Genomic DNA, 23,111 nt, shown 5'->3' on the forward strand with positions numbered 1-23,111 from the left:
CCAATTTCTAGTAAATTTCAAATTCGGTAATACCTATTGCATATCCCTCAATATTGAACTTTTTTAGCCCTCTTTCCTATTTATGCGCCTCTTATTTGCGATTCTTATAAGCCTTTTATCCCTTTTCTACTTTCTACCTTTCGCCATCGCATTTCATAAGAAAAGGGCTAATACTGGCGCTATTTTTGCCTTAAATCTCTTTTTAGGCTGGTCTTTAATCGGTTGGGTTGTAGCTCTGGTGTGGGCCTTAAAGGATGAACAAATTATTTAAGTTTGCGACTCTATACTGCCGATTCAGGCCTTTAGGGCCTTAAAAAGTCCCCATTTCACGGTTTTAAAGCAATTTAGCCAAATTTTAGGGTTGAAACTCTTATATAAGACTTAAATTAGTCACTATAATTTAGAGAATCGGGAGAAAATTCCCAATTGGCCTTTCTGTTGACCATATTTACCTCATAGGAAACACAATGTTAGAAGCCTATAACGCCCACGTTGCAGAACGCGCAGCCCTCGGTATTCCAGCCCTGCCGCTCACTAAGGATCAAACCGCTGAATTGGTGAAATTGCTGAAGAGCCCACCAGCCGGTAAAGAAGCAGAGCTAATTGAACTCATTACCAACCGCGTACCTGCAGGTGTAGATGAAGCGGCTAAAGTAAAGGCTGAATTTTTAGATGCGGTTGCAAAAGGAACAGAAAAGTCTCCTTTGATTACTCGCATTCATGCTACTGAATTATTAGGGACCATGCTTGGCGGCTACAACATCAAACCTTTGGTTGAACTGTTAACTGACCCCGAATGTGGTGCAGCAGCAGCTGAAGCGCTCAAGAAAACACTCTTGATGTTCGACTACTTTAATGATGTTCAGGAGTTAGCCGAAAAAGGCAATGCCAATGCTAAAGCAGTAATGCAGAGCTGGGCAGATGCTGAATGGTTTACAAGTCGCCCTGCCGTTCCAGAAAACATGAAGTTGACGGTTTTCAAAGTGACTGGTGAAACTAATACTGATGACTTATCACCCGCTCCTGACGCCTGGAGTCGCCCCGATATTCCATTGCACGCCACCATCATGCTTAAAAATCCCCGTCCTGGTATTGAGCCTGATGAAACTGGTGTCCGCGGCCCGATGAAACAAATCGCCGCCCTCCAGAAAAAAGGCAACCAAATTGCGTACGTAGGTGATGTTGTCGGCACTGGCTCATCACGTAAGTCTGCTACTAACTCCGTATTGTGGTGGACTGGTCAAGATATTCCATTCGTTCCAAACAAACGTTTTGGAGGCGTTTGTCTCGGCACTAATATTGCGCCAATCTTTTTCAACACCATGGAAGATTCCGGCGCATTGCCAATCGAATTAGATGTTTCCCAAATGAATATGGGCGATGAAATTGAATTGCGCCCCTATGAAGGAAAAGTATTTAAAAATGGTAGCGAGATCACAAGTTTCTCCCTGAAATCACCGGTCATTTTGGATGAAGTACGTGCTGGTGGTCGTATTCCATTAATCGTAGGCCGCGGATTGACCGCTAAAGCTCGCGCTGCATTGGGCTTGCCTGCTTCTACCGACTTTCGTGTGCCTATTAGCCCCCCTGATAATAAAAAAGGGTTTACCTTGGCACAGAAGATGGTTGGACGTGCTTGTGGCTTACCCGAAGGTCAAGGTATTCGCCCTGGTACCTACTGCGAACCCCACATGACTACGGTTGGTTCACAAGACACTACTGGCCCTATGACACGCGATGAATTAAAAGACTTGGCTTGCCTCGGCTTTTCTTCAGATTTAGTAATGCAGTCTTTCTGCCATACCTCTGCTTATCCGAAGCCAGTAGATATTCGCACTCAACACGAATTGCCACCGTTCATGACCAATCGCGGTGGCGTTGCATTACGTCCAGGTGATGGCGTGATTCACAGTTGGTTAAACCGTTTGCTATTGCCTGATACCTGCGGTACCGGCGGTGATAGTCATACGCGCTTTCCAATCGGCATCTCTTTCCCTGCAGGTTCTGGCTTAGTTGCCTTTGCAGCTGCAACTGGTGTCATGCCTTTGGATATGCCTGAATCTGTTTTAGTTCGCTTCAAAGGAAAAATGCAGCCCGGTATCACTTTACGTGACTTGGTGAATGCTATTCCTTTGTATGCCATCAAAAGAGGTCTCTTGACCGTTGAAAAACAAAATAAGAAGAATATTTTCTCTGGCCGTATTTTAGAAATCGAAGGTTTGCCGGATCTGAAAGTTGAACAAGCTTTTGAATTATCTGATGCATCTGCAGAGCGTTCTGCTGGTGGTTGTACTGTTCATCTGAATAAAGAACCGATCATTGAGTATATGCAATCCAATATCACTTTAATGAAGTGGATGATTGCCAATGGTTACGAAGATAAGCGCACTTTAGGTCGCCGTATTAAAGCCATGGAAGCTTGGATCGCTAATCCACAACTTCTCAAAGCAGATGCAAACGCTGACTATGCAGAGATTATCGAAATCAATGTTGATGAAATCAAAGAGCCTATTTTGGCGTGTCCTAACGACCCAGATGATGTGAAAATATTGTCTGAAGTGGCAGGCGACAAGATTGATGAAGTCTTTATTGGTTCTTGCATGACTAATATTGGTCACTTCCGTGCCGCTGGGCAAGTGCTGCAAGGCAAGAAAGATATGCCTACACGCTTATGGATTGCACCTCCAACCAAGATGGACGCTATGGTCCTAATGGAAGAAGGTTACTACGGTATTTTGGGTGCCACAGGTGCTCGTATGGAAAGTCCAGGTTGCTCACTCTGTATGGGTAACCAAGCGCAAATCCGTAAGGGCTCTACTGCAGTATCTACCTCTACACGTAACTTCCCTAACCGCTTAGGTATTGATACGCGTGTGTATCTCGCTTCTGCTGAACTAGCTTCGGTTGCCGCTCTCTTAGGGCGCTTACCTACTCCTGCTGAATATCTAGAGCAGGTGAAGGCACTCGATGCAAAAGCAAGTGAAGTTTATCAATACATGAGCTTTGATAAATTGAAGTCATTTAGTGATGTAGCTGATACTGTGACTGTATAAGGACTGTATCAGTTACCTCCAAGCATATCTTGCGCTACGCTTGGCAGATAAAAAGGCGATCAACTGATCGCCTTTTTTCTTATCTCAGATTAAATTAGATAGATAACTTTGATTCTTGACGGGCGTTTTCATGGCTAATGCCAGATACCCATTTATTGGTTGGTAAGTCGGTCTTTTCTTTGATGAGCTTTGCCCGACGAGAGACCTCTTTCCACTCAGCCTCTAATTTGGGTCCCTTGAAGCCAATGGCAACTACATTGCAATCGTGTGATTCCGGAAACAACAACACCCGATTATCAAAGGCCTCGCAAATATTTTGTAGATTCACCTTAAAGCTCTTGTGACGCGAAAAGAGATTGACGGTCATCACACCCGGACTTTTGAGGATGTTATAGCAGCCCTGATAAAACTCTAGGGTACTGGCAGATGGTCCATCACAAATCGCATCGTATAAATCCACCTGAACCGCATCAAATCGATTTTGATACTGCGAGCTTTTTACAAAAATCTTAGCGTCTGTTTGTATGGTTTCTAATCGACGATCATCATCTGGCATGGAAAACATACTTCTAGCAGCAATAATTACTGCAGGGTTTAGCTCAACAACAGTAGACTTTACTGCTGGACAATGGAGATGGGTGAATTTAGTGAGAGCGCCTGTTCCTAAACCGAGTTGAGCCGCACGCATTCCGGGTTTTGACTCTAAGAATAAGAGCCAAGCCATCATTTGTTGGTTGTACTCTAGGTAGATTTCATTAGGGTCACGAATGCGCATTGCCCCCTGAATTAATTCACTACCAAAATGCAGATAGCGAACGCCCCCGCTTTCTGAAAAGGTGACAGGCTCCATCAACACGGATAGCTTAGGAATTATTTCGCCCAAAGGCGTGCATTGCGGAATAAACGCAACCAGGGGCTAGCACCATCTGGGGTATCTAGCCACTCAGGTGGGCACCAGCTCATCTGCGCTGCACGGAACACCCGCTCAGGGTGAGGCATCATGACTGTGAAGCGGCCATCCGGTGTAGTTACACCAGTTAAACCTCCAGGAGAGCCATTGGGATTCATTGGATAGGTTTCTGTCGGCTTACCTTGGTGATCAACAAACCGAAGCGTAGCTAAACCCTGCTTTTGTAATTGCGCCAAATTACCTTGCTGGCTAAAGTTGGCAAAGCCTTCGCCATGCGCAATCGCAATGGGTAATTGACTGCCTTCCATGCCTTGAGTAAAGATCGATGGTGACGGAAGCACTTCAGCCATGACCAATCGAGCCTCATATTGCTCAGATTGATTACGAGTAAATTTGGGCCATGCTTGTGCTCCAGGAATAATTCCGGAAAGATTGCTCATCATTTGGCAACCGTTGCAAACGCCCAATGCAAAACTATCTTGGCGATTAAAGAATGCTGAAAACTGATCACGCAATCGTTGATTAAAGAGAATCGTTTTAGCCCAACCTTCACCAGCACCCAATACATCCCCGTAACTAAAACCACCGCAAGCAATTAAACCCCGGAAATCATCCAACTTGGCTTTTCCACTCAGAAGATCGGACATATGAACATCATAGCTATCAAAGCCAGCCCAGTTAACGGCATAAGCCATCTCCACATGGGAATTAACCCCCTGCTCACGCAAAATAGCGACTTTTCGCCTAACATTTTTTTGAATAAATGGAGCAGTAATATCCTCAGACGGATCGAAGGTGAGCTTTGGAGACATACCAGAGTCTGCCAAGTCATCTAAGAGAGCAAACTCGCTGTCAGCACAAGCAGGGTTATCGCGCAAACGGGCAATTTGGTAGCTGGTGTTGGTCCACATCTTCTGTAAGACTTCACGCGGCTCTGCAAAAATACTTTTAGCATCACGCCAAATTTCAATACGTCCAGTCGTGTTGGGTTTACCGATTACATGACTACAAGCGCTGAGGTTCAACTTACGTAACACCGCAAACACCGCATCGCGATCTTCTCTACGAACCTGTATCACTGTACCAAGCTCTTCATTAAATAAGGCACGCATCGTTTGCTCGTGACGAAGACCTGAAACTTGCTGGGCCCAATTCTTGGCATCTCCATAATCAGGCTCTTGTCCTACATCGACTGCAATCATGTCGACATTTATTGAAATGCCACAGTGAGATGCAAAAGCCATTTCAGTAACACAAGCCAGTAAGCCACCATCAGAACGATCGTGATAAGCCAACAGTTGATCTTCTTTACGTAACTCAATGATTGCTGCGGCAAGATTCTTTAAATCTTCTGGGTAATCAAGGTTCGGGGCAGTTTTGCCAGATTGGTTTAACACTTGAGCCAGGATGCTACCTGCCATGCGGTTTTTACCTCGACCAAGGTCAATCAGAATTAACTCCGTGTCTAGCGTAGTTCCATCTTGAGTCTTCAACTTCAATAATGGAGTCAAGGTTTTACGAACATCTTGCACTGATGCAAATGCTGAAATAATTAATGAAACCGGAGCCACTACTTTTTTAGATTGGCTACCTTCTTGCCACGCTGTCGCCATTGATAATGAATCTTTACCAACAGGAATCGAAATTCCGAGCGCAGGACATAATTCCATACCAACTGCTTTGACTGAGTCATACAGCTTAGCGTCCTCACCTGGCGCGCCACAAGCCGCCATCCAGTTGGCTGACAATTTGACATCCTCAAGGCTGCGAATATCTGCCGCTAATAAATTGGTAATCGCCTCACCTACCGCCATACGAGCAGCCGCTGGAGCATCAATGACTGCTATAGGCGTTCTTTCACCCATAGCCATGACTTCGCCACGATACCCTTTGTAATCCATCAGGGTAACAGCACAGTCAGCGACTGGAACTTGCCATGGACCAACAAATTGATCACGCGCATTTAATCCGCCAACAGTCCTATCGCCAATTGTGATGAGAAAGGACTTGCTTGCAACGGTAGGTTGCTGCAAAACCCAAGCAATACATTGGGCTAATTCTGTATCGGTAACATTAAGTTCAGTAAATTGCTGTTCAACGCGCTGCACATTACGATGCATGCGCGGAGGCTTACCTAAAAGCACTTCCATCGGCATATCGATTGGTAAAGATTCATCCGATCCCGGGATCTGCTTAGAGTCATTTAACTGCAATTGACGTTCTGCTGTAGCCTCACCTACTACTGTAAATGGACAACGTTCGCGTTCACATAAGGATTTAAAGAGTTCTAAGTCCTTTGCTTCAATTGCTAGTACATAGCGTTCTTGAGATTCGTTACACCAAATTTCAGCGGGGCTCATACCGCTCTCTTCGAGGGGAATGTTGCGTAATTGAAATTTGGCACCTAAGCCAGCACCATCAGCAAGCTCTGGGAATGCATTGGATAAGCCACCAGCTCCAACGTCATGGATTGAGACAATGGGATTATCTGCACCCATGGCACAGCAAACATTGATCACCTCTTGTGCACGGCGTTCCATCTCTGGGTTACCCCGTTGGACAGAGTCAAAGTCTAAGTCTGCCGTATTGGTTCCGGTGGCAACAGAACTCCCCGTTGCGCCGCCCATACCAATCCGCATACCAGGACCACCTAACTGAATCAGTAAATGGCCAGCTTGTATTGCCTTTTTCTCAGTGTGAATAGAATCAATACTGCCAATCCCACCGGCAATCATGATTGGCTTGTGATAACCGCGACGGGTGCCGTCTAATGTTTGCTCAAATACTCGGAAGTAGCCACCTAAAATGGGGCGACCGAATTCATTATTAAAAGCAGCGCCACCCAATGGGCCGTCGATCATAATTTGTAACGGTGTTGCTATCCGCTCTGGCTTACCGTATTTTTCACTCTCCCATGGCAAATCTGTACCAGGGATATTGAGGTTAGAGACGGAAAAGCCAGTAAGACCAGCTTTTGGACGTCCCCCTACCCCAGTTGCACCTTCATCCCGAATCTCACCACCAGCTCCTGTAGAAGCCCCTGGAAATGGTGCAATTGCTGTTGGGTGATTATGGGTTTCAACCTTCATCAAGGTATGAACTAGACGAGTATCTTTTACATAGCGATGATCAGCTCCTTGAGGAACCCAAGTCTCTGACTCACAACCCGCCATAACAGCAGAGTTATCGGAATAGGCAATGATGGTACCTTTTGGCTGCAGCTGATGGGTGTTGCGAATCATGGCAAACAGGGAGCGCTCCTGATCATCCCCATCAATCGTCCAGCTTGAATTGAAGATTTTGTGACGACAGTGCTCGCTATTGGCTTGAGCAAACATAATGAGCTCTACGTCACTTGGATTACGCTTCAAACGAATAAAGCTTTCTGTCAAATAATCCACTTCATCAGCAGATAAAGCCAAGCCAAGCTCCTGATTAGCAGCATCTAACGAAGCCCTACCTTCACTTAATACCGGAATGCGACTTAATGGACGATCGTTCAAGGTTTGGTAAAGCGCATTAGCATCATCTATGGAATCAATTACAGACTCCGTCATGCGATCGTGAACAGCAGCGAGCACAAGTTGCTTTTGCTCTGCGCTCAATACTTTTTTACTCTTCCATGCAAACTGAACACCGCGTTCAATACGCAAGACATCTAGACCACACTGACGCGCAATATCGCTTGCCTTACTGGCCCATGGGGATACTGTGCCAAGGCGAGGAATGACAATAGCTACCTGGTCCGCGTTGTCCGCTTTACCAAACCAAGCTTTACCTTGCTGAAGGCTGGATACAAAAGGCTGACCATAGGTCAATAGACTAGAAAGAATGTCCTTATTAGCGGCACTTAACTCGGCATCAGACCAAATGAAGTGGATAAATTGAGCCTCAAGCGACTCCAGGTCGATACCTTGGGCTTCTAATGAAGCTAAAAGTCGTTGTTGACGGAAGGAGGAAAGCGCATCTGCGCCAGGCAAAAAGTGAAAAAAAGACATCCCTAGATTATAAGGTTTTGCCTACAGCAATCGCCCACCTTGAAGATGTATTTGGCGTTGGCATCTACTGGCCAAGGCTGGATCATGGGTAACCAAGATCAGGGTTGATTGATTGGCAGTATTGAGCTCAAAAAGGAGCTCAATCACCCGATTTCCGCTACTTTCATCAAGACTACCAGTAGGCTCATCAGCAAATAAGAGTGCGGGCTGAGTAATAAAGGCTCGAGCCAAAGCCACCCGTTGTTGCTCCCCGCCTGAGAGGGTCTTGGGAAAATGCTGGAAGCGCTCTGCCAGACCGACCCGCCCTAACCAAGCTTGCGCATTTTCTTTGGCATTGTTCATGCCATTTAGTTCGGCAGGCAACATGACGTTTTCTAGGGCTGTTAAATGCGGTAGCAACTGGAATGACTGAAATACAAAGCCAACTTGTAAAGCCCTTAATTTGGCACGTCCATCCTCATCTAGGCTACTAAGATCTTGCCCCATTAAGGTGACATTTCCGGAACTAGGTAAATCCAAGCCGGCTAAAAGCCCGAGCAAGGTACTCTTACCCGATCCAGATGAGCCAGTAATTGCAACACTTTCACCTTGGTTTATAGCAAAGCAAATGTCGTGCAAAATGCTTAAGTTGCCATCACTAGTTGCTACACGCTTTCCTAGATGATTGGCACTCAGAACCTGGACTGAAGTACTCATAGAAATAGAGGGCCGTGAGCCCTAAGGTAATGTAAGAGATGAAGCAAGATAGCTGGTCGACCTTAATGAAAGTAAAAACAATTTCAACAGGCTTATTTTGCCTGTTAATCTCCTTTGCCGCATTAGCCAGTCCAAATCAAGTCATTTTGGTGATGGGTGATAGCCTCTCTGCAGAGTATGGCCTAGCAAGGGGAACTGGTTGGGTCAAGCTTCTCGAGGAGCAACTTCAAAAACAAGGCAGTGTGTGGACCGTCTTTAATGCCAGCATCAGTGGTGAAACCAGTTCCGGTGGATTAACCCGCTTGCCAACACTGCTTGAGCAAAAGAAGCCAGGTATTGTCTTGCTAGAGCTGGGTGCAAATGATGCTTTGCGGGGCTTATCTGTGAATGAAACAGAAAAAAATCTACGCAGAATGATTCAACTGAGTAAAAAAGCTGGGGCAAAGGTCTTAATATTTGGTATCCAAATACCGCCTAACTATGGCCAAAAATATACCAAGCAATTTAAAGAGATCTACGCAAGGCTTGCTTCGCAGGAAGGCATTGAATTGCTACCCTTTTTTATGGCAGGCGTAGCAAGCAATGCATCATTCTTTCAAGCCGATAATATTCATCCAAATGAAAAAGCACAGGCCCAGCTGTATCAAAACGTCTGGAGCGCAATGGCCTCCTATCAGTCGCTACTCAATAGTAAACCAGCGAACTAACCGCCAGCACTGTTAGTGCTTGCCTTAAGCGGGTTAATCACTTTGACCTTTGCCGTATCGCGCCAGTAAGCCATAAAACCAGCAAACTCAGATTGGGCTGCTAATGATTGAATTTGTTGTGCCTGTGCCTTACGCACTTTGGCATCACCAGCACTGGGTTGACGTACCTGATCTATACGGTAAATCGTGGTGCCAACGCCTGAATTGGCTACTGAAACATACGCAGGGAATGTATCCGGATTAATTGACATCACATCATCAAGAGCACTACCCACAAGATTGGCAGGCTTATTTCGAGAAACCCAAACTGGGTTAGCAAAACCACTGGCATTCTTCGGATCTTTTTCTAGGGCTGCGTAACGTTCTGCAGCAGCGGCTACAGCCAGCTTTTCAGCAGCACGCTGACTCACCTGACGTCTCACTTCTGCAGCAACATCCTGAAATGGCAAAGTCTGCGCGGGATGGAAAACCACTACACGTGCAGATACAAAGACTCCAGGTGATGTCTGAACAGCTTCAATATTGCGTTTATTTTTTACGGCATCATCCCCAAAGAGTGCTTGTGCAACCTTAGGGTTAGCCAAAGGATGATCGCGCGAAACTCCAACTGCGCCAGAACGAGTCATCCCCTTTTGACTTTGAATATTGAGCTTTAGCTTATCGGCAGCGGGCTTTAAGCTATCAGCTTGATCATAAGTGAGATTGACAAATTGATCTGCTCTTTCGTTAAAGGCTTTAGCATCTTCCTTCGGATCAGCTTTTAGTACGATGTATTCAACATCGATGAACTCAGGACTTTCAAACAATGTTGCATTGGCACTATAAAAAGCTTGGAGCTCTTCCTGGCTCGGATTGACCTTGGATAAATAACTTTTTGCGTCAAATTGCAATGTCTGAATTTGACGCTCTGATTCATAGAGTGTTGACACGATTTCGGAGAGCTTAGGGCTTCCAAGCTCTGTACGCGCAACTGAATTAACGAGTTGTCCGATTTTGAGATCAAAGGCTTGGCCAGCATAAAACTGCTCTTCATTAATACCATTACCTGCCAAAAGCTGTTTAAAGCGAGCGTCATCAAAGCTGCCATCCGGTTTATAGAGTGCCCGAATTTGCGGAATATTTTGCAAACTTTTAACAAGCTCATCTTTGCTTACTTGAAGGCGCAGGTTTGAAACAGCAAACCCTAAGATGCGTTGCTGTAATAGCTCATTCAATATTGCCTGTCTAAATTGCAAGCTTTGGGCAATCTGTACATTGCCACCAACACGTTCAGCTTGACGCTTAGCAGCGTTATCGACTTCTTGTTCAGAGATAGCTTTTCCATTGATCTTTACTAAGTCTGTCTCTTTATCCATGAAACTGGAGTAGCTAGAAATACCAAACATCGCAAAGGACGGAACGATAAACAGCATCAATACAAACTGAAGAATCTTTTGGTGCTTACGGACAATATCAAACATGAATTAGGTCGCTAGTGATGGATGTATAAATAAGTTATTGATACAAGTGTACTAGGCAGAGGGATCTTCAGGTTTGAAATACCTTGAATAGAGGGGGCATGAATAAATTTGGTGGGCGCTGACGGGTTCGAACCGCCGACATTCTGCGTGTAAGGCAGACGCTCTACCAACTGAGCTAAGCGCCCCAAAATTATTACAGGGAGAATTGTAACCTAAGTGACCAAAATATGAGGGTTTTCCGTCTAATCCACCCTAAATACACAAGCAGAACAGACGGAAAAACGCTCTATATTTAATGCTTGAGAACCTCTCCGGAAGAGAGCTTCTCATTAGCCTTACTCGCTTCTGTAGCCTTTTTAGCAAGCTCTTCTGGTGTGGGATCAGGCAAGGCTTCTGGCATTCTCTCTAAAGCAAGTTCAAGCACCTTATCAATCCAGCGAACGGGAATAATCTCAATGGCATTCTTCACGTTATCCGGAATATCAATCAAATCTTTTACGTTCTCTTCAGGAATCAAGGCCAACTTAATACCACCACGATGAGCTGCTAGTAGTTTTTCTTTCAACCCACCAATCGGCAGAACCTCGCCACGTAAAGTGATTTCACCTGTCATTGCAACGTCAGATCGGATTGGAATACCTGTAAACACCGAGACTAAAGCGGTAGTAATCGCGATACCAGCAGAAGGACCATCTTTGGGAGTAGCACCATCAGGGAAGTGAATATGAATATCCTTCTTCTCAAATGCTTCATCAGTAATACCAAGTCGTTTTGATCTAGAGCGTACAACGGTACGTGCAGCCTCAACAGACTCTTTCATCACATCACCAATAGAACCAGTTCGAGTAATAACGCCTTTACCTGGCATTACTGCAGCCTCAATAGTAAGAAGATCGCCACCCACTTCAGTCCAGGCTAGACCGGTAACTTGACCTACTTGATTCTCTTTAGCGGCCAGTCCAAAGTCATACATCCGCACTGATAAGAATTTCTCCAGGTTTTCATCGTTAACCACAATCGGCGCCGCCTCTTTTTTCAAGAGCAAGAGCTTAACTACCTTACGGCAAATCTTGCTAATTTCTCTTTCTAAAGAACGCACACCTGCTTCACGTGTGTAGTAACGAATCATGCCGCGGACAGCACTCTCTTCAATCTTGAGCTCATCCTTTTTCAAACCATTATTTTTGATTTGCTTTGGAATTAAATAATTCATCGCAATACTGGTCTTTTCATCTTCTGTATAACCAGCCAAGCGAATAATTTCTAGACGATCCAATAAAGGGCCTGGAATATTCAATGAGTTGGAGGTAGCCACAAACATGACGTCTGACAGATCAAAGTCCACCTCGACATAGTGATCCTGAAAGGTGTGGTTTTGCTCTGGGTCCAACACCTCTAATAAAGCACTAGCGGGGTCACCCCGAAAGTCCATACCCATCTTATCTACTTCATCCAATAGGAATAAGGGATTGCGCACGCCAACCTTGGTCAGACTAGACAAAATCTTGCCAGGCATCGAGCCAATATAAGTACGCCGATGGCCACGAATCTCTGACTCATCGCGCACACCGCCTAATGCCATACGTACAAATTTTCGATTAGTAGCACGAGCAATAGACTGCCCTAAGGAAGTTTTACCAACACCTGGAGGACCTACCAGACAGAGAATTGGGGCCTTTACCCGGTCAACACGCTGTTGTACTGCGAGGTACTCCAAAATGCGCTCTTTAACCTTATCTAAACCATAGTGATCTTCATCTAATACTTTTTCAGCATTGGTAAGATCATTATTAATCTTGGTTTTTTTCTTCCAAGGAAGATTCACCAAGGTATCAATGAAGTTACGAATCACCGTAGCTTCAGCAGACATTGGCGACATTAACTTTATTTTTTTCAGCTCAGACTCAGCCTTTTTCAAAGCTTCTTTAGGCATGCGCGCTGCTTTGATTCGCTTCTCAAGCTCTTCAAGATCAGCACCCTCTTCACCCTCGCCTAATTCTTTCTGAATGGCTTTAACTTGTTCGTTCAGATAGTATTCGCGCTGACTCTTTTCCATTTGACGCTTCACGCGTCCACGAATGCGCTTCTCAACTTGCAAAATATCAATTTCGCTTTCGAGATCAGCCAAGAGACTTTCCAGTCGCTGAACGACATCTGTCATTTCTAGCAAACGCTGCTTCTGCTCAAGCTTGACAGGTAAATGGGCGCAAATGGTATCAGCTAAACGACTCGGGTCATCAATGCCACCGAGTGATGACAAAATTTCTTGCGGTACTTTTTTATTGAGTTTTACGTATTGATCAAACTGAGCCATGATGGCGCGACGCAGCGCTTCGGTTTCGTGCGCATCAATCGCATTCAAGGCGGTAGGTGTGGCTTCGCAATTAAAGTAGCCCATGCTGTCTTCAATTTGACTCACCTCAGCGCGCTGAACTCCTTCTACCAACACCTTCACTGTGCCATCTGGCAGTTTGAGCATTTGCAGAATGTTGGCAATACAGCCAACCTCATACAGATCCTCAATGATGGGCTCATCCTTAGCGGCTGTTTTCTGTGCTACTAAAAGGACGTTTTTACCGGTTTCCATCGCAGCTTCTAAGGCTTTAATGGATTTTGGGCGTCCCACAAACAAGGGGATCACCATATGAGGGAAGACAACTACATCCCGCAATGGGAGTAAAGGTAGTTGAATCGGTTCAGAGGGTAGTAATAAGTGGCCAGGCATAGGGCAAATCCTCCAAAGTAATCAATCCTCAAAAATCTCTATAAGTAATGAACCACTAAATAGAGACATTATTCATGAGTAGCATACTACCTATATGGGTAGCTCTTAAGAAAATTCAAGGGGGAAAAGTGCAAAAAAGGGGCGAATATGCCCCAAAAATAGCGAAAACCCTGAGAAATCAGGCTTTTTTGCTTAAATCCGCTTGTTCTGGATCTTGTTTGTAGACGAGGAGTGGTTTTCCGCCCTCAGCAATACTACTTTCATCTATGACAACCTTCTGCACATTCTTTAAGGATGGCAAGTCATACATGACATCCATTAAGGAGCCTTCAAGGATCGATCTGAGGCCGCGAGCGCCAGTCTTACGGGCAATTGCTTTCTTGGCAATCGCAGATAGCGCCGCAACACGGACTTCTAACTCAGCACCTTCCATAGTCAACAAGGCTTGATATTGCTTGACTAAGGCATTTTTAGGTTCGGTGAGGATTTGGATAAGCGCTTCCTCATCTAACTGGGCAAGCGTTGCTACAACCGGCAAACGACCAATTAATTCAGGAATTAAGCCAAACTTAATTAAATCCTCTGGCTCGACTTCGATCAAGAGATCACTTACGCCACGATCATCTTTGCCAGGAACCGTTGCGTTGAATCCAATACCAGTCTTAGCAGTACGTTGCTGAATCACTTTTTCAAGGCCATCAAATGCACCGCCGCAAATGAACAAAATATTCGTAGTATCAACCTGCAAGAAATCTTGGTTTGGGTGTTTACGTCCGCCTTGTGGTGGAACAGAGGCCATCGTGCCTTCCACCAACTTCAGTAAAGCCTGTTGAACACCTTCACCGGATACGTCACGAGTGATTGAAGGGTTATCCGACTTTCGGGAAATCTTATCAATCTCATCGATATAAACAATGCCTCGCTGCGCTTTTTCGACATTGTAGTCACAAGCCTGAAGCAATTTTTGAATAATATTTTCAACGTCTTCACCAACATAACCCGCTTCAGTTAATGTGGTTGCATCTGCCATCACGAATGGCACATCCAACATGCGTGCCAATGTTTGCGCTAAAAGGGTTTTGCCTGAACCTGTTGGTCCAATCAGCAAGATATTGCTCTTTGCTAACTCAACACCATCAACCATTGCCTTGGCAGGTACTTTGGATTCTTTTTTGACAGCCGCATCTACTGGCTTACCGTCTTTATCTAACTTCTCTTTTTTAGTCTTCGGTAAATATTGAAGGCGTTTGTAATGGTTATATACGGCAACTGCTAAAGTCTTCTTAGCATGATCTTGACCGATAACATACTGATCCAAGTTTTCTCTAATCTTATGGGGTGTTGGTAAAGAATCATCACCCTCTTCTTTCGGAAGCTTTGCAATTTCTTCTTGAATGATGTCTGTACAAAGATCAATACACTCATCGCAAATGAACACCGAAGGTCCAGCAATTAGTTTCCTCACTTCATGCTGGCTTTTGCCACAGAAAGAGCAATACAGAACTTTGTCTGATGAATTCGGGGTGTGCATATCGCTCAAAATGTGGGCTTAGTAAATGTAGTAATTAAGGACGTTTATCGATTACTTTATCGATCAGGCCGTAATCGCGGGCCTGCTCTGCTGACATAAAGTTATCGCGATCAGTATCTTTAGCAATGGTTTCAATTGATTGCCCAGTGCGATCTGCCAAAATCTGATTGAGGCGTTCACGCAAATACAGAATTTCACGTGCTTGAATTTCAATATCCGAAGCTTGACCGCGGGCTCCGCCCAAAGGCTGATGAATCATCACACGTGAATTCGGTAAGGCGTAACGCTTGCCTTTTTCACCTGCGCATAATAAGAAGGCACCCATGCTGGCAGCCATACCCATACACAAAGTACTAACGTGCGGCTTAATAAATTGCATGGTGTCGTAAATGGCCAGGCCTGCAGATACAGAGCCACCAGGTGAATTGATATAAAGTGAAATTTCTTTATCAGGGTTCTCACTCTCCAGGAATAGGAGCTGAGCAATCACCAAATTGGCCGTTTGATCATTGACTTCGCCGACCAAGAAAACGACTCGCTCCCTTAAAAGGCGGGAGTAAATATCATAAGCACGCTCACCACGGCCAGAGGTTTCAATCACCATTGGAACCAAACCTAAACCTTGTGGCTCTAGGTATTCAGATTGAAAATGGTTCGGGTTCATATAGGAAATCCTCTTATGGGTAGATTGTTAGCGACTAGACTTAGTTTAGCTTGCTTAGCTCTTCAAAGCTTATCGCCTTGTCGCTTACCTTAGCGAGGGAGGTGAAATGCTTGATAACATTGTCTTCAAGGACCAGGTTTTCGATATCTTTAAGGCGCCCAGGGTTGCTGTAGTACCAACGAACCACTTCTTTTGGATCTTCGTAAGTAGCAGCCTGCTCATCGATTTCTGCTTTGATTTGGTCGGCAGTAGCAGCCAAATTTTGCTTTTTTACTAAATCACTCAAAATCAAACCTAAGCGCACACGCTTGTTGGCTTGTTCAGCAAATAATTCTGCAGGGATTGGCGCATCTTTGGCATTAGGAACGCCGCGTTGCATCAAGTCTTGACGAGCACCTTCAACCATGCGTTCTTGTTCAGAGGCGACTAAGGATTTTGGTACATCGAGCTCGCACAAGGTGTTGAGTTTTTCCATCACTTCATTTTTCAATAAAGAGGTGATGCGGCGTTTTACTTCACGAACCAAGTTTTCTTTAACTTCTTCGCGCATTTTTGTAACGCCACCTTCTGTTACACCCATCGATAATGCAAACGCATCATCAACCACTGGCAGATGCGCCCAGTTCACGGATTTAACAGTAATAGTGAACTCTGCTGTTTTACCCGCGACATCTTTGCCATGATAATCAGCTGGGAAGCTCAATGGGAATGATTTGCTCTCGCCTGGTTTAAGACCCAAGGTTGCGGCCTCGAATTCAGGCAACATGCGACCCTCACCCAAAACGTATTCAAAGTCTTCTGCTTTACCGCCTGCAAACTCTACGCCATCGATCTTGCCAATAAAGTCAATCACTACTTGATCACCAGTTTGAGCTGCAATATCAGAGCCGCCATCCCCATGGGCACCGGCTTCGCCGCGTGGGTGGTAATGCACCTGTTGCTTACGCAGGACATCTAAAGCACGATCAATCTCGGCTTCACCAATATCGGTACTGTACTTAGTTACTTCAGCTTGAGAGAAGTCGCCAATCTTAACTTCTGGCAGCACTTCAAAAAAAGCATCAAAAACTATCTTGTCTGCGTCGAGTTCACTCTTTGGCTCAAGACGGGGTTGACCGGCTAAAACGATTCCTTCTTTTTTACTTAACTCGTAAAACAATTCGGAGGCTTTATCAAATTGGAGTTCAAAATCAACTTGCATGCCGTATTGTTTCTCAACCATATTCTTTGGCACTTTGCCTGGGCGAAAGCCAGCCACTTTCATGGTCTTAGCAACTTGCGCCAAACGGGCCTCACGTGCTTTAAGCAAATCGGCACGAGCGAATTCCAAAGTCATTTTGCGGTCTAGTGAACCTAAATTTTCTATCTGCACAGCCATTCTCGTCTCTTTATTGAAATCAGGATATGTGAAGCCCAAGCCAAGTAGCAATCTTGTGGTGCGAGGAGGGGGACTCGAACCCCCACACCATTTCTGGCGTCAGGACCTAAACCTGGTGCGTCTACCAATTTCGCCATCCTCGCGATATCCGCAAACACTGCCGAGCTTAAGACTTCACTCTAAAGACCGTCATTCTACAATGTTTGGGGTTTTAGAGCTTCTTTTAGGCCTTGTAGAGCAAAGCTACAGCGTGTACCGCGACACCCTCACCCCGCCCCAAGTGCCCTAAGGATTCATTGGTTTTGGCCTTCAGGTTGACATGGCTTGGGGTAACAGCCAAATCAGCGGCAATATTGCGTACCATTTCCGGTAAGAAATCAGCCAATTTTGGTCTTTGGCAAATGATGGTGGCATCTACGTTTCCAATCTGAAAACCTGCCGCCTGGACCTTTTGCAGGGCTGCCCTTAATAGGATACGACTATCCATATCTTTAAATTCAGGATCTGTATCAGGGAATAACTGGCCAATATCATTTAATCCAGCCGCACCCAACAAGGCATCTGTTAAGGCGTGCAACAGGACATCTGCATCTGAATGGCCTAATAAGCCCTTTTCATATGGCACATGTACCCCACCCAAAATAAGCTTGCGGTCTATTACTAGAGCATGAACATCGTAGCCTTGGCCAATACGAAACTGTGGGGTGTGGGGGTTACTTTGCGTCATATTTTGCTCTCTAATTATTTAGCGCTAGATTGAAGCAGCAATTGCATTAATTCCCAATCGGCCGCATGAGTTACCTTAAAGTTTCGGGTAGCGCCCTCTATCAATAAGGGCTTTGCCCCAGCTAACTCCATTGCGCTTGCCTCGTCGGTAACATCCGCCTCTAGTCGAATCGCGTCTTCCAAGGCTGCGTATAAATTCTGTAGGCCAAACATTTGGGGTGTTTGAGCCAACCATAGATGTTCGCGGGGAATTGTTTTTTCTGCGTGCGGTACATTTCCAGCAATGACCGAATCCAGATCTGCCCGCTTTAAGGTATCAGCCAATGGAATAGCCAATAAGCCACCTGAAATAGATCTGTGAACTGAGTCAATCAATTTTTGAATTAGTGCGGGAGTAATCCCAGGCCTTGCTGCATCGTGCACCAACACCCAGTCATCAACTGGAATACCAGCCTTTAATAAAGCGCCAAGGGTATTTTTGACGGTCTCTTGGCGTGTAGGTCCGCCCGTAGGCAGAAAATGAATTGGCTTATCTCCAGTAGCGAAAGTCTTCAGTATGGGGTTATCAATAAAACTGGGTGCTACCCCAATCCAAATTGACTCAATCTGCGGTGAATGTAGAAAAGCTTCCAAAGCATAAGCCAGCATCGGCTTGCCAGCCAACTGCTGAAACTGCTTTGGCAACTCACCGCCAAGGCGAGATCCGGTGCCGGCCGTAGGCAGTAAAGCGTGGCATTTTTTAGTGGTTTGATTTCCAGAGCCCATACCTGATTCTATAATGAGCACAGATGTCTGATGCATTAAATCTAGTTACCCCCATACCTGCTCCGCGGGCTGGGCAGCGCTTTACCTTTTCAGGCCTAGTAGGCTCTGCAGATGCAGCGCTTATAGCGCAGACGGCATTACGCTATCGCAAGGATTTTTCTGTCATGGTGATCTTTTGCGCGCAAGCGCAAGAGGCGCAACGCCTTCTAGAAGAAATTCCTGCTTTTGGCCCCCAATTAAAAACCCGTCTCTTGCCGGACTGGGAGATTCTTCCGTACGACCATTTTTCACCCCATCAAGACTTAGTCTCTGAACGCTTAGCCACGCTTTACGAATTACTCAATGGCAGTTGCGATATTGTTTTAGTGCCCGTTACAACGGCATTGCAAAGACTGGGGCCACCCACTTTTCTATCTGGCCATACCTTCTTCTTCAAGCAAGGAGACAAACTGAATGAGGCTGCTTTAAAACTACAGCTTCAACAAGCTGGCTATGATCCTGTTAGCGCTGTTATGCGTCCTGGTGAATACAGTATTCGAGGCGGACTCATCGATTTATTTCCGATGGGCTCCAATCTACCTTATCGATTAGATTTATTTGGTGATGAAATTGAGCAAATCAGGGCATTTGATCCAGATACCCAAAGAAGTCTTTATCCCGTCAAAGAAGTTCGACTGCTGCCAGGCCATGAATTTCCCTTTAACGATGCAGCCCGAACCGCCTTTAGAGGGCGCTGGCGCGAAGTCTTTGAGGGCGACCCTAGCCGGTGTTCGATCTATAAAGATGCCAACTTAGGCATCCCTAGTGCAGGTATTGAATCTTATCTACCGATGTTCTTTACAGAACAATCGAGCGTATTTGATTACTTCCCCAGATCGGGCGACCCTGTTTGGCTTATCAGTACTGGCAATATTGAAGAAGCGATTAAAAGTTTTTGGAAAGATACGCTTTCTCGCTACGAATTTTTAAAACATGATCTGGATAGACCGATTCTTCCTCCTAAAGAATTATTTTTGGATGTCGATGAGTTCTTTTCAATATCAAAACCGCATGCCCGTTTAGCATTAGAAAAAGAAACTTCTGAGCCCGCGCAATTCTTAACGGTTCCGGATGTTGCCATCCATCGCCGCGATGCAGATCCCATCAATCGTCTGCGAACTCTGGTTACCAAAGCAGAACCTCGTATTCTCATTTGCAGTGATAGTGCAGGACGTAAAGAATCGATCCGTCAACTATTAGAGGAAAGTAATGCGCTTACAGGCCAGGATGGCAAGCCTGTTTATGCATTGAAGCCAGAAGGTTTTGAGACCGTTGCTGACTTTATTAAAAGTAATTCTCCATTTGGCCTCGTAACCGCGCCACTTTTCAATGGTTTCTCTTGGCCTGCACAAAACTTAATCCTGCTAACGGAAGCTGAACTATTTACAACAACGGCAAGACAAAGACGTAAAGGGAAAGAGTCTGAGACAGTTGATCCAGACATGCTATTTAAGGACCTTTCGGAACTTAAAATTGGAGATCCGGTAGTACACGCTGAACATGGCATTGGCCGTTACCAAGGGCTAATACTACTGAACTTAGCACCACCAAAAGAAGCCCCCCTATTCGAGGAGTTCTTACACCTGCAATACGCACGCGACGCTACTCTTTATGTCCCAGTGCAACAACTCCAAATGGTGACCCGTTACGCAGGCTCTGATCCAGACTCAGCACCACTTCATCAACTCGGTTCCGGGCAGTGGGACAAAGCAAAACGTAAAGCAGCCCAGCAGATTCGCGATACTGCGGCAGAACTATTAAGCTTATACGCTGCTAGAGCGATTCGTAAGGGTCACGCATTTGAATTCTCAGCCCATGATTACGCAGCTTTTGCTGAGAGCTTTGGTTTTGAAGAAACCCCAGATCAAGCCAATGCAATTGCGGCAGTAATTGGTGATATGACAAGTGGTAATCCGATGGATCGCTTGGTGTGTGGTGATGTAGGCTTCGGTAAAACGGAGGTTGCCCTCAGGGCTAGCTTTGTAGCAGTGATGGGCGGGAAACAAGTTGCCATACTTGCACCAACGACCCTTCTTGCTGAGCAACATGTTGCGACCTGGAAAGACCGTTTTGCCGATTGGCCAGTTCGCATTGTCGAACTCTCGCGCTTCAAAACTACCAAAGAAATTAATGCGGCCCTAGAGGCAATCGCTAAGGGTGATGCCGACATCATCATTGGAACGCATAAGCTACTCTCCAAAGAAACCCAGTTTTTAAACTTGGGCTTAGTAATTGTGGATGAGGAGCATCGTTTTGGTGTGCGGCAAAAGGATGCTTTAAAAGCATTACGTGCTGAAGTCGATATCTTGACCCTCACAGCCACACCAATCCCACGAACGCTGGGTATGGCTATGGAAGGTTTACGGGAGTTTTCTATCATCGCTACCGCACCACAAAAACGCTTGGCGATTAAAACCTTTGTGAGGCGAGAGGGTGACGGGGTAATCCGGGAAGCAGTTCTGCGTGAAATCAAGCGTGGTGGCCAAGTTTACTTCTTACATAATGAAGTAGAAACCATTCAAAACCGCAAGCATGCATTACAAGAACTCATTCCTGAGGCGAGTATTAGTGTTGCACACGGTCAAATGCATGAACGTGAACTGGAATCTGTGATGCGTGATTTTGTTTCTCAACGCACAAATATTTTATTGTGTACCACCATTATTGAAACCGGTATTGATGTGCCTACAGCCAACACCATCATCATGCATCGTGCAGATAAATTTGGATTAGCTCAATTGCATCAGTTACGTGGCCGCGTTGGACGTTCGCATCACCAGGCCTATGCCTATTTACTGGTGCCAGATCCTGAAGCCCTTAGTAAACAAGCGCAATTGCGTTTAAATGCCATTCAAGCGATGGAAGAACTGGGCTCAGGCTTTTATCTGGCCATGCATGATCTTGAGATACGCGGTGCCGGTGAAGTATTGGGCGATAAGCAATCTGGTGAAATTCATGAAATTGGTTTTCAGCTCTATACCGAAATGCTGAATCGCGCCGTTAAAGCATTGCGTAGTGGCAAGGAACCTGATTTGCTATCACCCCTGCAAGCCACAACCGATGTGAATTTGGGTGTGCCCGCCCTATTCCCAGAAGATTACTGCCCTGATGTTCACGAACGCCTCTCTTTATATAAACGTTTTGCGAGTACAAATGATTTTTCTGAACTGATGGGTTTACGAGAAGAATTGGTAGATCGTTTTGGCGACTTACCTGACCAAGCGAAATCGTTTTATGAAACCCATCGACTCCGCCTCGAAATGTCTGGCTTTGGAATTAAAAAAATTGATGCGTCACCCGCATCCATTCAGATTCAATTTATACCCAACCCACCCATCGATCCACTCAAAATTATTCAGTTAATTCAGAGCTCCAAACATATTCAATTAAATGGTCAAGATAAGCTGAAGGTAATGCCGCAAAAAGACCGTGAATTTGAAAAACTAGAGCAGCGCTTAGATGCCATTCGGCAGATCTTACGCAGACTGAATGAATCAGCTGTGCTGAGCCCTGCATAAGTCCATTAATCCTTCCCTAGTATTATTAGTTATGCCAAACTACCAGACCCTAGTAGCCCTCTCTAAAGAACCTCTTTCTGAAAGGCTCGCCTTTGAATTGAAAGATCAAGCGCTACAGTTTGGAGTTTCTTTGCATACCATTGATGGACAAATTTCCAATGGCGCTTACCATTCAGAGCGCTGGCAAGCGAATCAACATTTAGAAATTTCACAAAGAGAACAATTGCGTTTCATTGCCGGGCGTTTTAATGCTGATCTATGTTTTTTACAAGCAGACCTAAAGGTAAGTGATATTCAGGTATTAGCAATGGATATGGACTCCACTTTGATCAATATCGAGTGCATTGATGAGATTGCAGATTTCACAGGCAAAAAGGCTGAAGTCGCAGAAATTACAGCAGCGACAATGCGCGGTGAAATTAAAGACTTCAAAGAAAGTTTGCGTAGACGTGTGGCGCTTCTTGAAGGCGTATCTGCAGACTCACTTGAGGCTGTATACAAAGAAAGATTGCGACCAAATCCTGGCGCAGCAGAACTGCTTGCTGGTGCTCATCAGCGCGGCATCTATACCTTGCTGGTATCTGGCGGTTTTACCTTCTTTACTGAGAAATTGCGTGAACAGCTAGGCTTTAAACAAACTCAAGCCAATACCTTGGAAATTATTGACGGCAAACTCACTGGGCAAGTCCTTGGGGAAGTTGTAGATGGGCTTGCTAAGGCAACTTATCTAGATGAAGCTTGTCGTACATTAGGCTGTTCAAAAGCTAATTCCATCACCATCGGTGATGGCGCCAACGATCTCATCATGATGAATGGCTCTGGCATTAGCGTTGCGTACAAAGCTAAGCCTATCGTTAAAGAAAAAGCCGACGCGGCTTTTGACCATGTCGGCTTGGATGCTGCCTTATTGCTGATCTCTTAACTTGTCTTTAGAAATCGTT

Annotated in this window: 15 protein-coding genes and 2 tRNA genes; 5 read left to right on the forward strand and 12 right to left on the reverse strand. The window is 45.4% G+C overall.

The window, feature by feature from the left end; translation table 11 throughout:
• Positions 1 to 82: 82 nt before the first annotated feature.
• Both ICN45_RS01300 and ICN45_RS01305 read left to right on the forward strand, forming a co-directional pair.
• On the forward strand, positions 83 to 271 hold the full coding sequence (locus ICN45_RS01300) for a superinfection immunity protein (protein ID WP_216172238.1): 189 nt from the start codon (positions 83 to 85) through the stop codon (positions 269 to 271).
• A 196-nt stretch (positions 272 to 467) separates the two neighbouring features.
• Entirely contained in the window at positions 468 to 3,053 is a 2,586-nt protein-coding gene (locus ICN45_RS01305; RefSeq protein WP_216172240.1) for a bifunctional aconitate hydratase 2/2-methylisocitrate dehydratase, read from the forward strand.
• Between the two features lie 94 nt (positions 3,054 to 3,147).
• On the opposite strand, the gene ICN45_RS01310 is transcribed toward ICN45_RS01305, so the two are convergent.
• From ICN45_RS01310 to ICN45_RS01320, 3 genes are read right to left on the reverse strand one after another with little or no spacing between them, the layout of a single operon-like run.
• Positions 3,148 to 3,903 (reverse strand): spermine/spermidine synthase domain-containing protein, encoded by a 756-nt coding sequence (locus ICN45_RS01310; RefSeq protein WP_216172242.1) that lies wholly within the window; start codon positions 3,901 to 3,903, stop codon positions 3,148 to 3,150.
• Between the two features lie 20 nt (positions 3,904 to 3,923).
• Positions 3,924 to 7,961, reverse strand: coding sequence for a phosphoribosylformylglycinamidine synthase (gene purL / locus ICN45_RS01315; RefSeq protein WP_216172244.1), 4,038 nt, complete (start codon positions 7,959 to 7,961; stop codon positions 3,924 to 3,926).
• Between the two features lie 21 nt (positions 7,962 to 7,982).
• The gene (locus tag ICN45_RS01320; RefSeq protein ID WP_216172246.1) at positions 7,983 to 8,657 is read right to left on the reverse strand and encodes an ABC transporter ATP-binding protein; all 675 of its coding nucleotides are present in this window, start codon (positions 8,655 to 8,657) and stop codon (positions 7,983 to 7,985) included.
• A 38-nt stretch (positions 8,658 to 8,695) separates the two neighbouring features.
• On the opposite strand from ICN45_RS01320, the gene ICN45_RS01325 reads away from it, so the two are divergent.
• Positions 8,696 to 9,364, forward strand: coding sequence for an arylesterase (locus ICN45_RS01325; protein WP_216172248.1), 669 nt, complete (start codon positions 8,696 to 8,698; stop codon positions 9,362 to 9,364).
• On the opposite strand, the gene ICN45_RS01330 is transcribed toward ICN45_RS01325, so the two are convergent.
• The 9 genes from ICN45_RS01330 to ispD form a co-directional block, all read right to left on the reverse strand.
• A complete protein-coding gene (locus ICN45_RS01330; protein WP_216172255.1) occupies positions 9,361 to 10,824 on the reverse strand; it encodes a peptidylprolyl isomerase in 1,464 nt (487 codons plus the stop codon). The genes ICN45_RS01325 and ICN45_RS01330 overlap by 4 nt on opposite strands.
• Positions 10,825 to 10,933: 109 nt before the next feature.
• Positions 10,934 to 11,009 (reverse strand) — tRNA-Val (locus tag ICN45_RS01335).
• A 107-nt stretch (positions 11,010 to 11,116) separates the two neighbouring features.
• Positions 11,117 to 13,549, reverse strand: a complete 2,433-nt coding sequence (lon, locus tag ICN45_RS01340; RefSeq protein ID WP_216172256.1) for an endopeptidase La — start codon at positions 13,547 to 13,549, stop codon at positions 11,117 to 11,119.
• A 178-nt stretch (positions 13,550 to 13,727) separates the two neighbouring features.
• Positions 13,728 to 15,080 (reverse strand): ATP-dependent Clp protease ATP-binding subunit ClpX, encoded by a 1,353-nt coding sequence (gene clpX, locus ICN45_RS01345; RefSeq protein WP_216175570.1) that lies wholly within the window; start codon positions 15,078 to 15,080, stop codon positions 13,728 to 13,730.
• A gap of 34 nt (positions 15,081 to 15,114) precedes the next feature.
• Positions 15,115 to 15,744, reverse strand: a complete 630-nt coding sequence (clpP, locus tag ICN45_RS01350; RefSeq protein ID WP_216172258.1) for an ATP-dependent Clp endopeptidase proteolytic subunit ClpP — start codon at positions 15,742 to 15,744, stop codon at positions 15,115 to 15,117.
• A gap of 40 nt (positions 15,745 to 15,784) precedes the next feature.
• Positions 15,785 to 17,122: a trigger factor gene (tig, locus tag ICN45_RS01355; RefSeq protein ID WP_216172260.1), complete on the reverse strand. Its 1,338-nt coding sequence runs from the start codon at positions 17,120 to 17,122 to the stop codon at positions 15,785 to 15,787.
• A 56-nt stretch (positions 17,123 to 17,178) separates the two neighbouring features.
• Positions 17,179 to 17,265, reverse strand: a tRNA-Leu gene (locus ICN45_RS01360).
• 80 nt (positions 17,266 to 17,345) lie between these two features.
• Positions 17,346 to 17,849 carry a 2-C-methyl-D-erythritol 2,4-cyclodiphosphate synthase gene (ispF, locus tag ICN45_RS01365; RefSeq protein ID WP_216172262.1) on the reverse strand — a complete coding sequence of 168 codons (504 nt, stop codon included), beginning with the start codon at positions 17,847 to 17,849 and terminating at the stop codon, positions 17,346 to 17,348.
• A 14-nt stretch (positions 17,850 to 17,863) separates the two neighbouring features.
• Positions 17,864 to 18,634: a 2-C-methyl-D-erythritol 4-phosphate cytidylyltransferase gene (gene ispD, locus ICN45_RS01370; protein WP_369411453.1), complete on the reverse strand. Its 771-nt coding sequence runs from the start codon at positions 18,632 to 18,634 to the stop codon at positions 17,864 to 17,866.
• Positions 18,635 to 18,636: 2 nt separating this feature from the next.
• Here ispD and mfd point away from each other — a divergent pair, with 2 nt between their 5' ends.
• Complete coding sequence (gene mfd, locus ICN45_RS01375) at positions 18,637 to 22,170, forward strand: transcription-repair coupling factor (protein WP_216172264.1); 3,534 nt, start codon at positions 18,637 to 18,639, stop codon at positions 22,168 to 22,170.
• A gap of 31 nt (positions 22,171 to 22,201) precedes the next feature.
• The gene (serB, locus tag ICN45_RS01380) at positions 22,202 to 23,092 is read left to right on the forward strand and encodes a phosphoserine phosphatase SerB (RefSeq protein ID WP_216172266.1); all 891 of its coding nucleotides are present in this window, start codon (positions 22,202 to 22,204) and stop codon (positions 23,090 to 23,092) included.
• The last annotated feature ends 19 nt before the right edge of the window (positions 23,093 to 23,111 follow it).

This window comes from Polynucleobacter alcilacus (genome assembly GCF_018881545.1).
Lineage (GTDB): Bacteria > Pseudomonadota > Gammaproteobacteria > Burkholderiales > Burkholderiaceae > Polynucleobacter > Polynucleobacter alcilacus.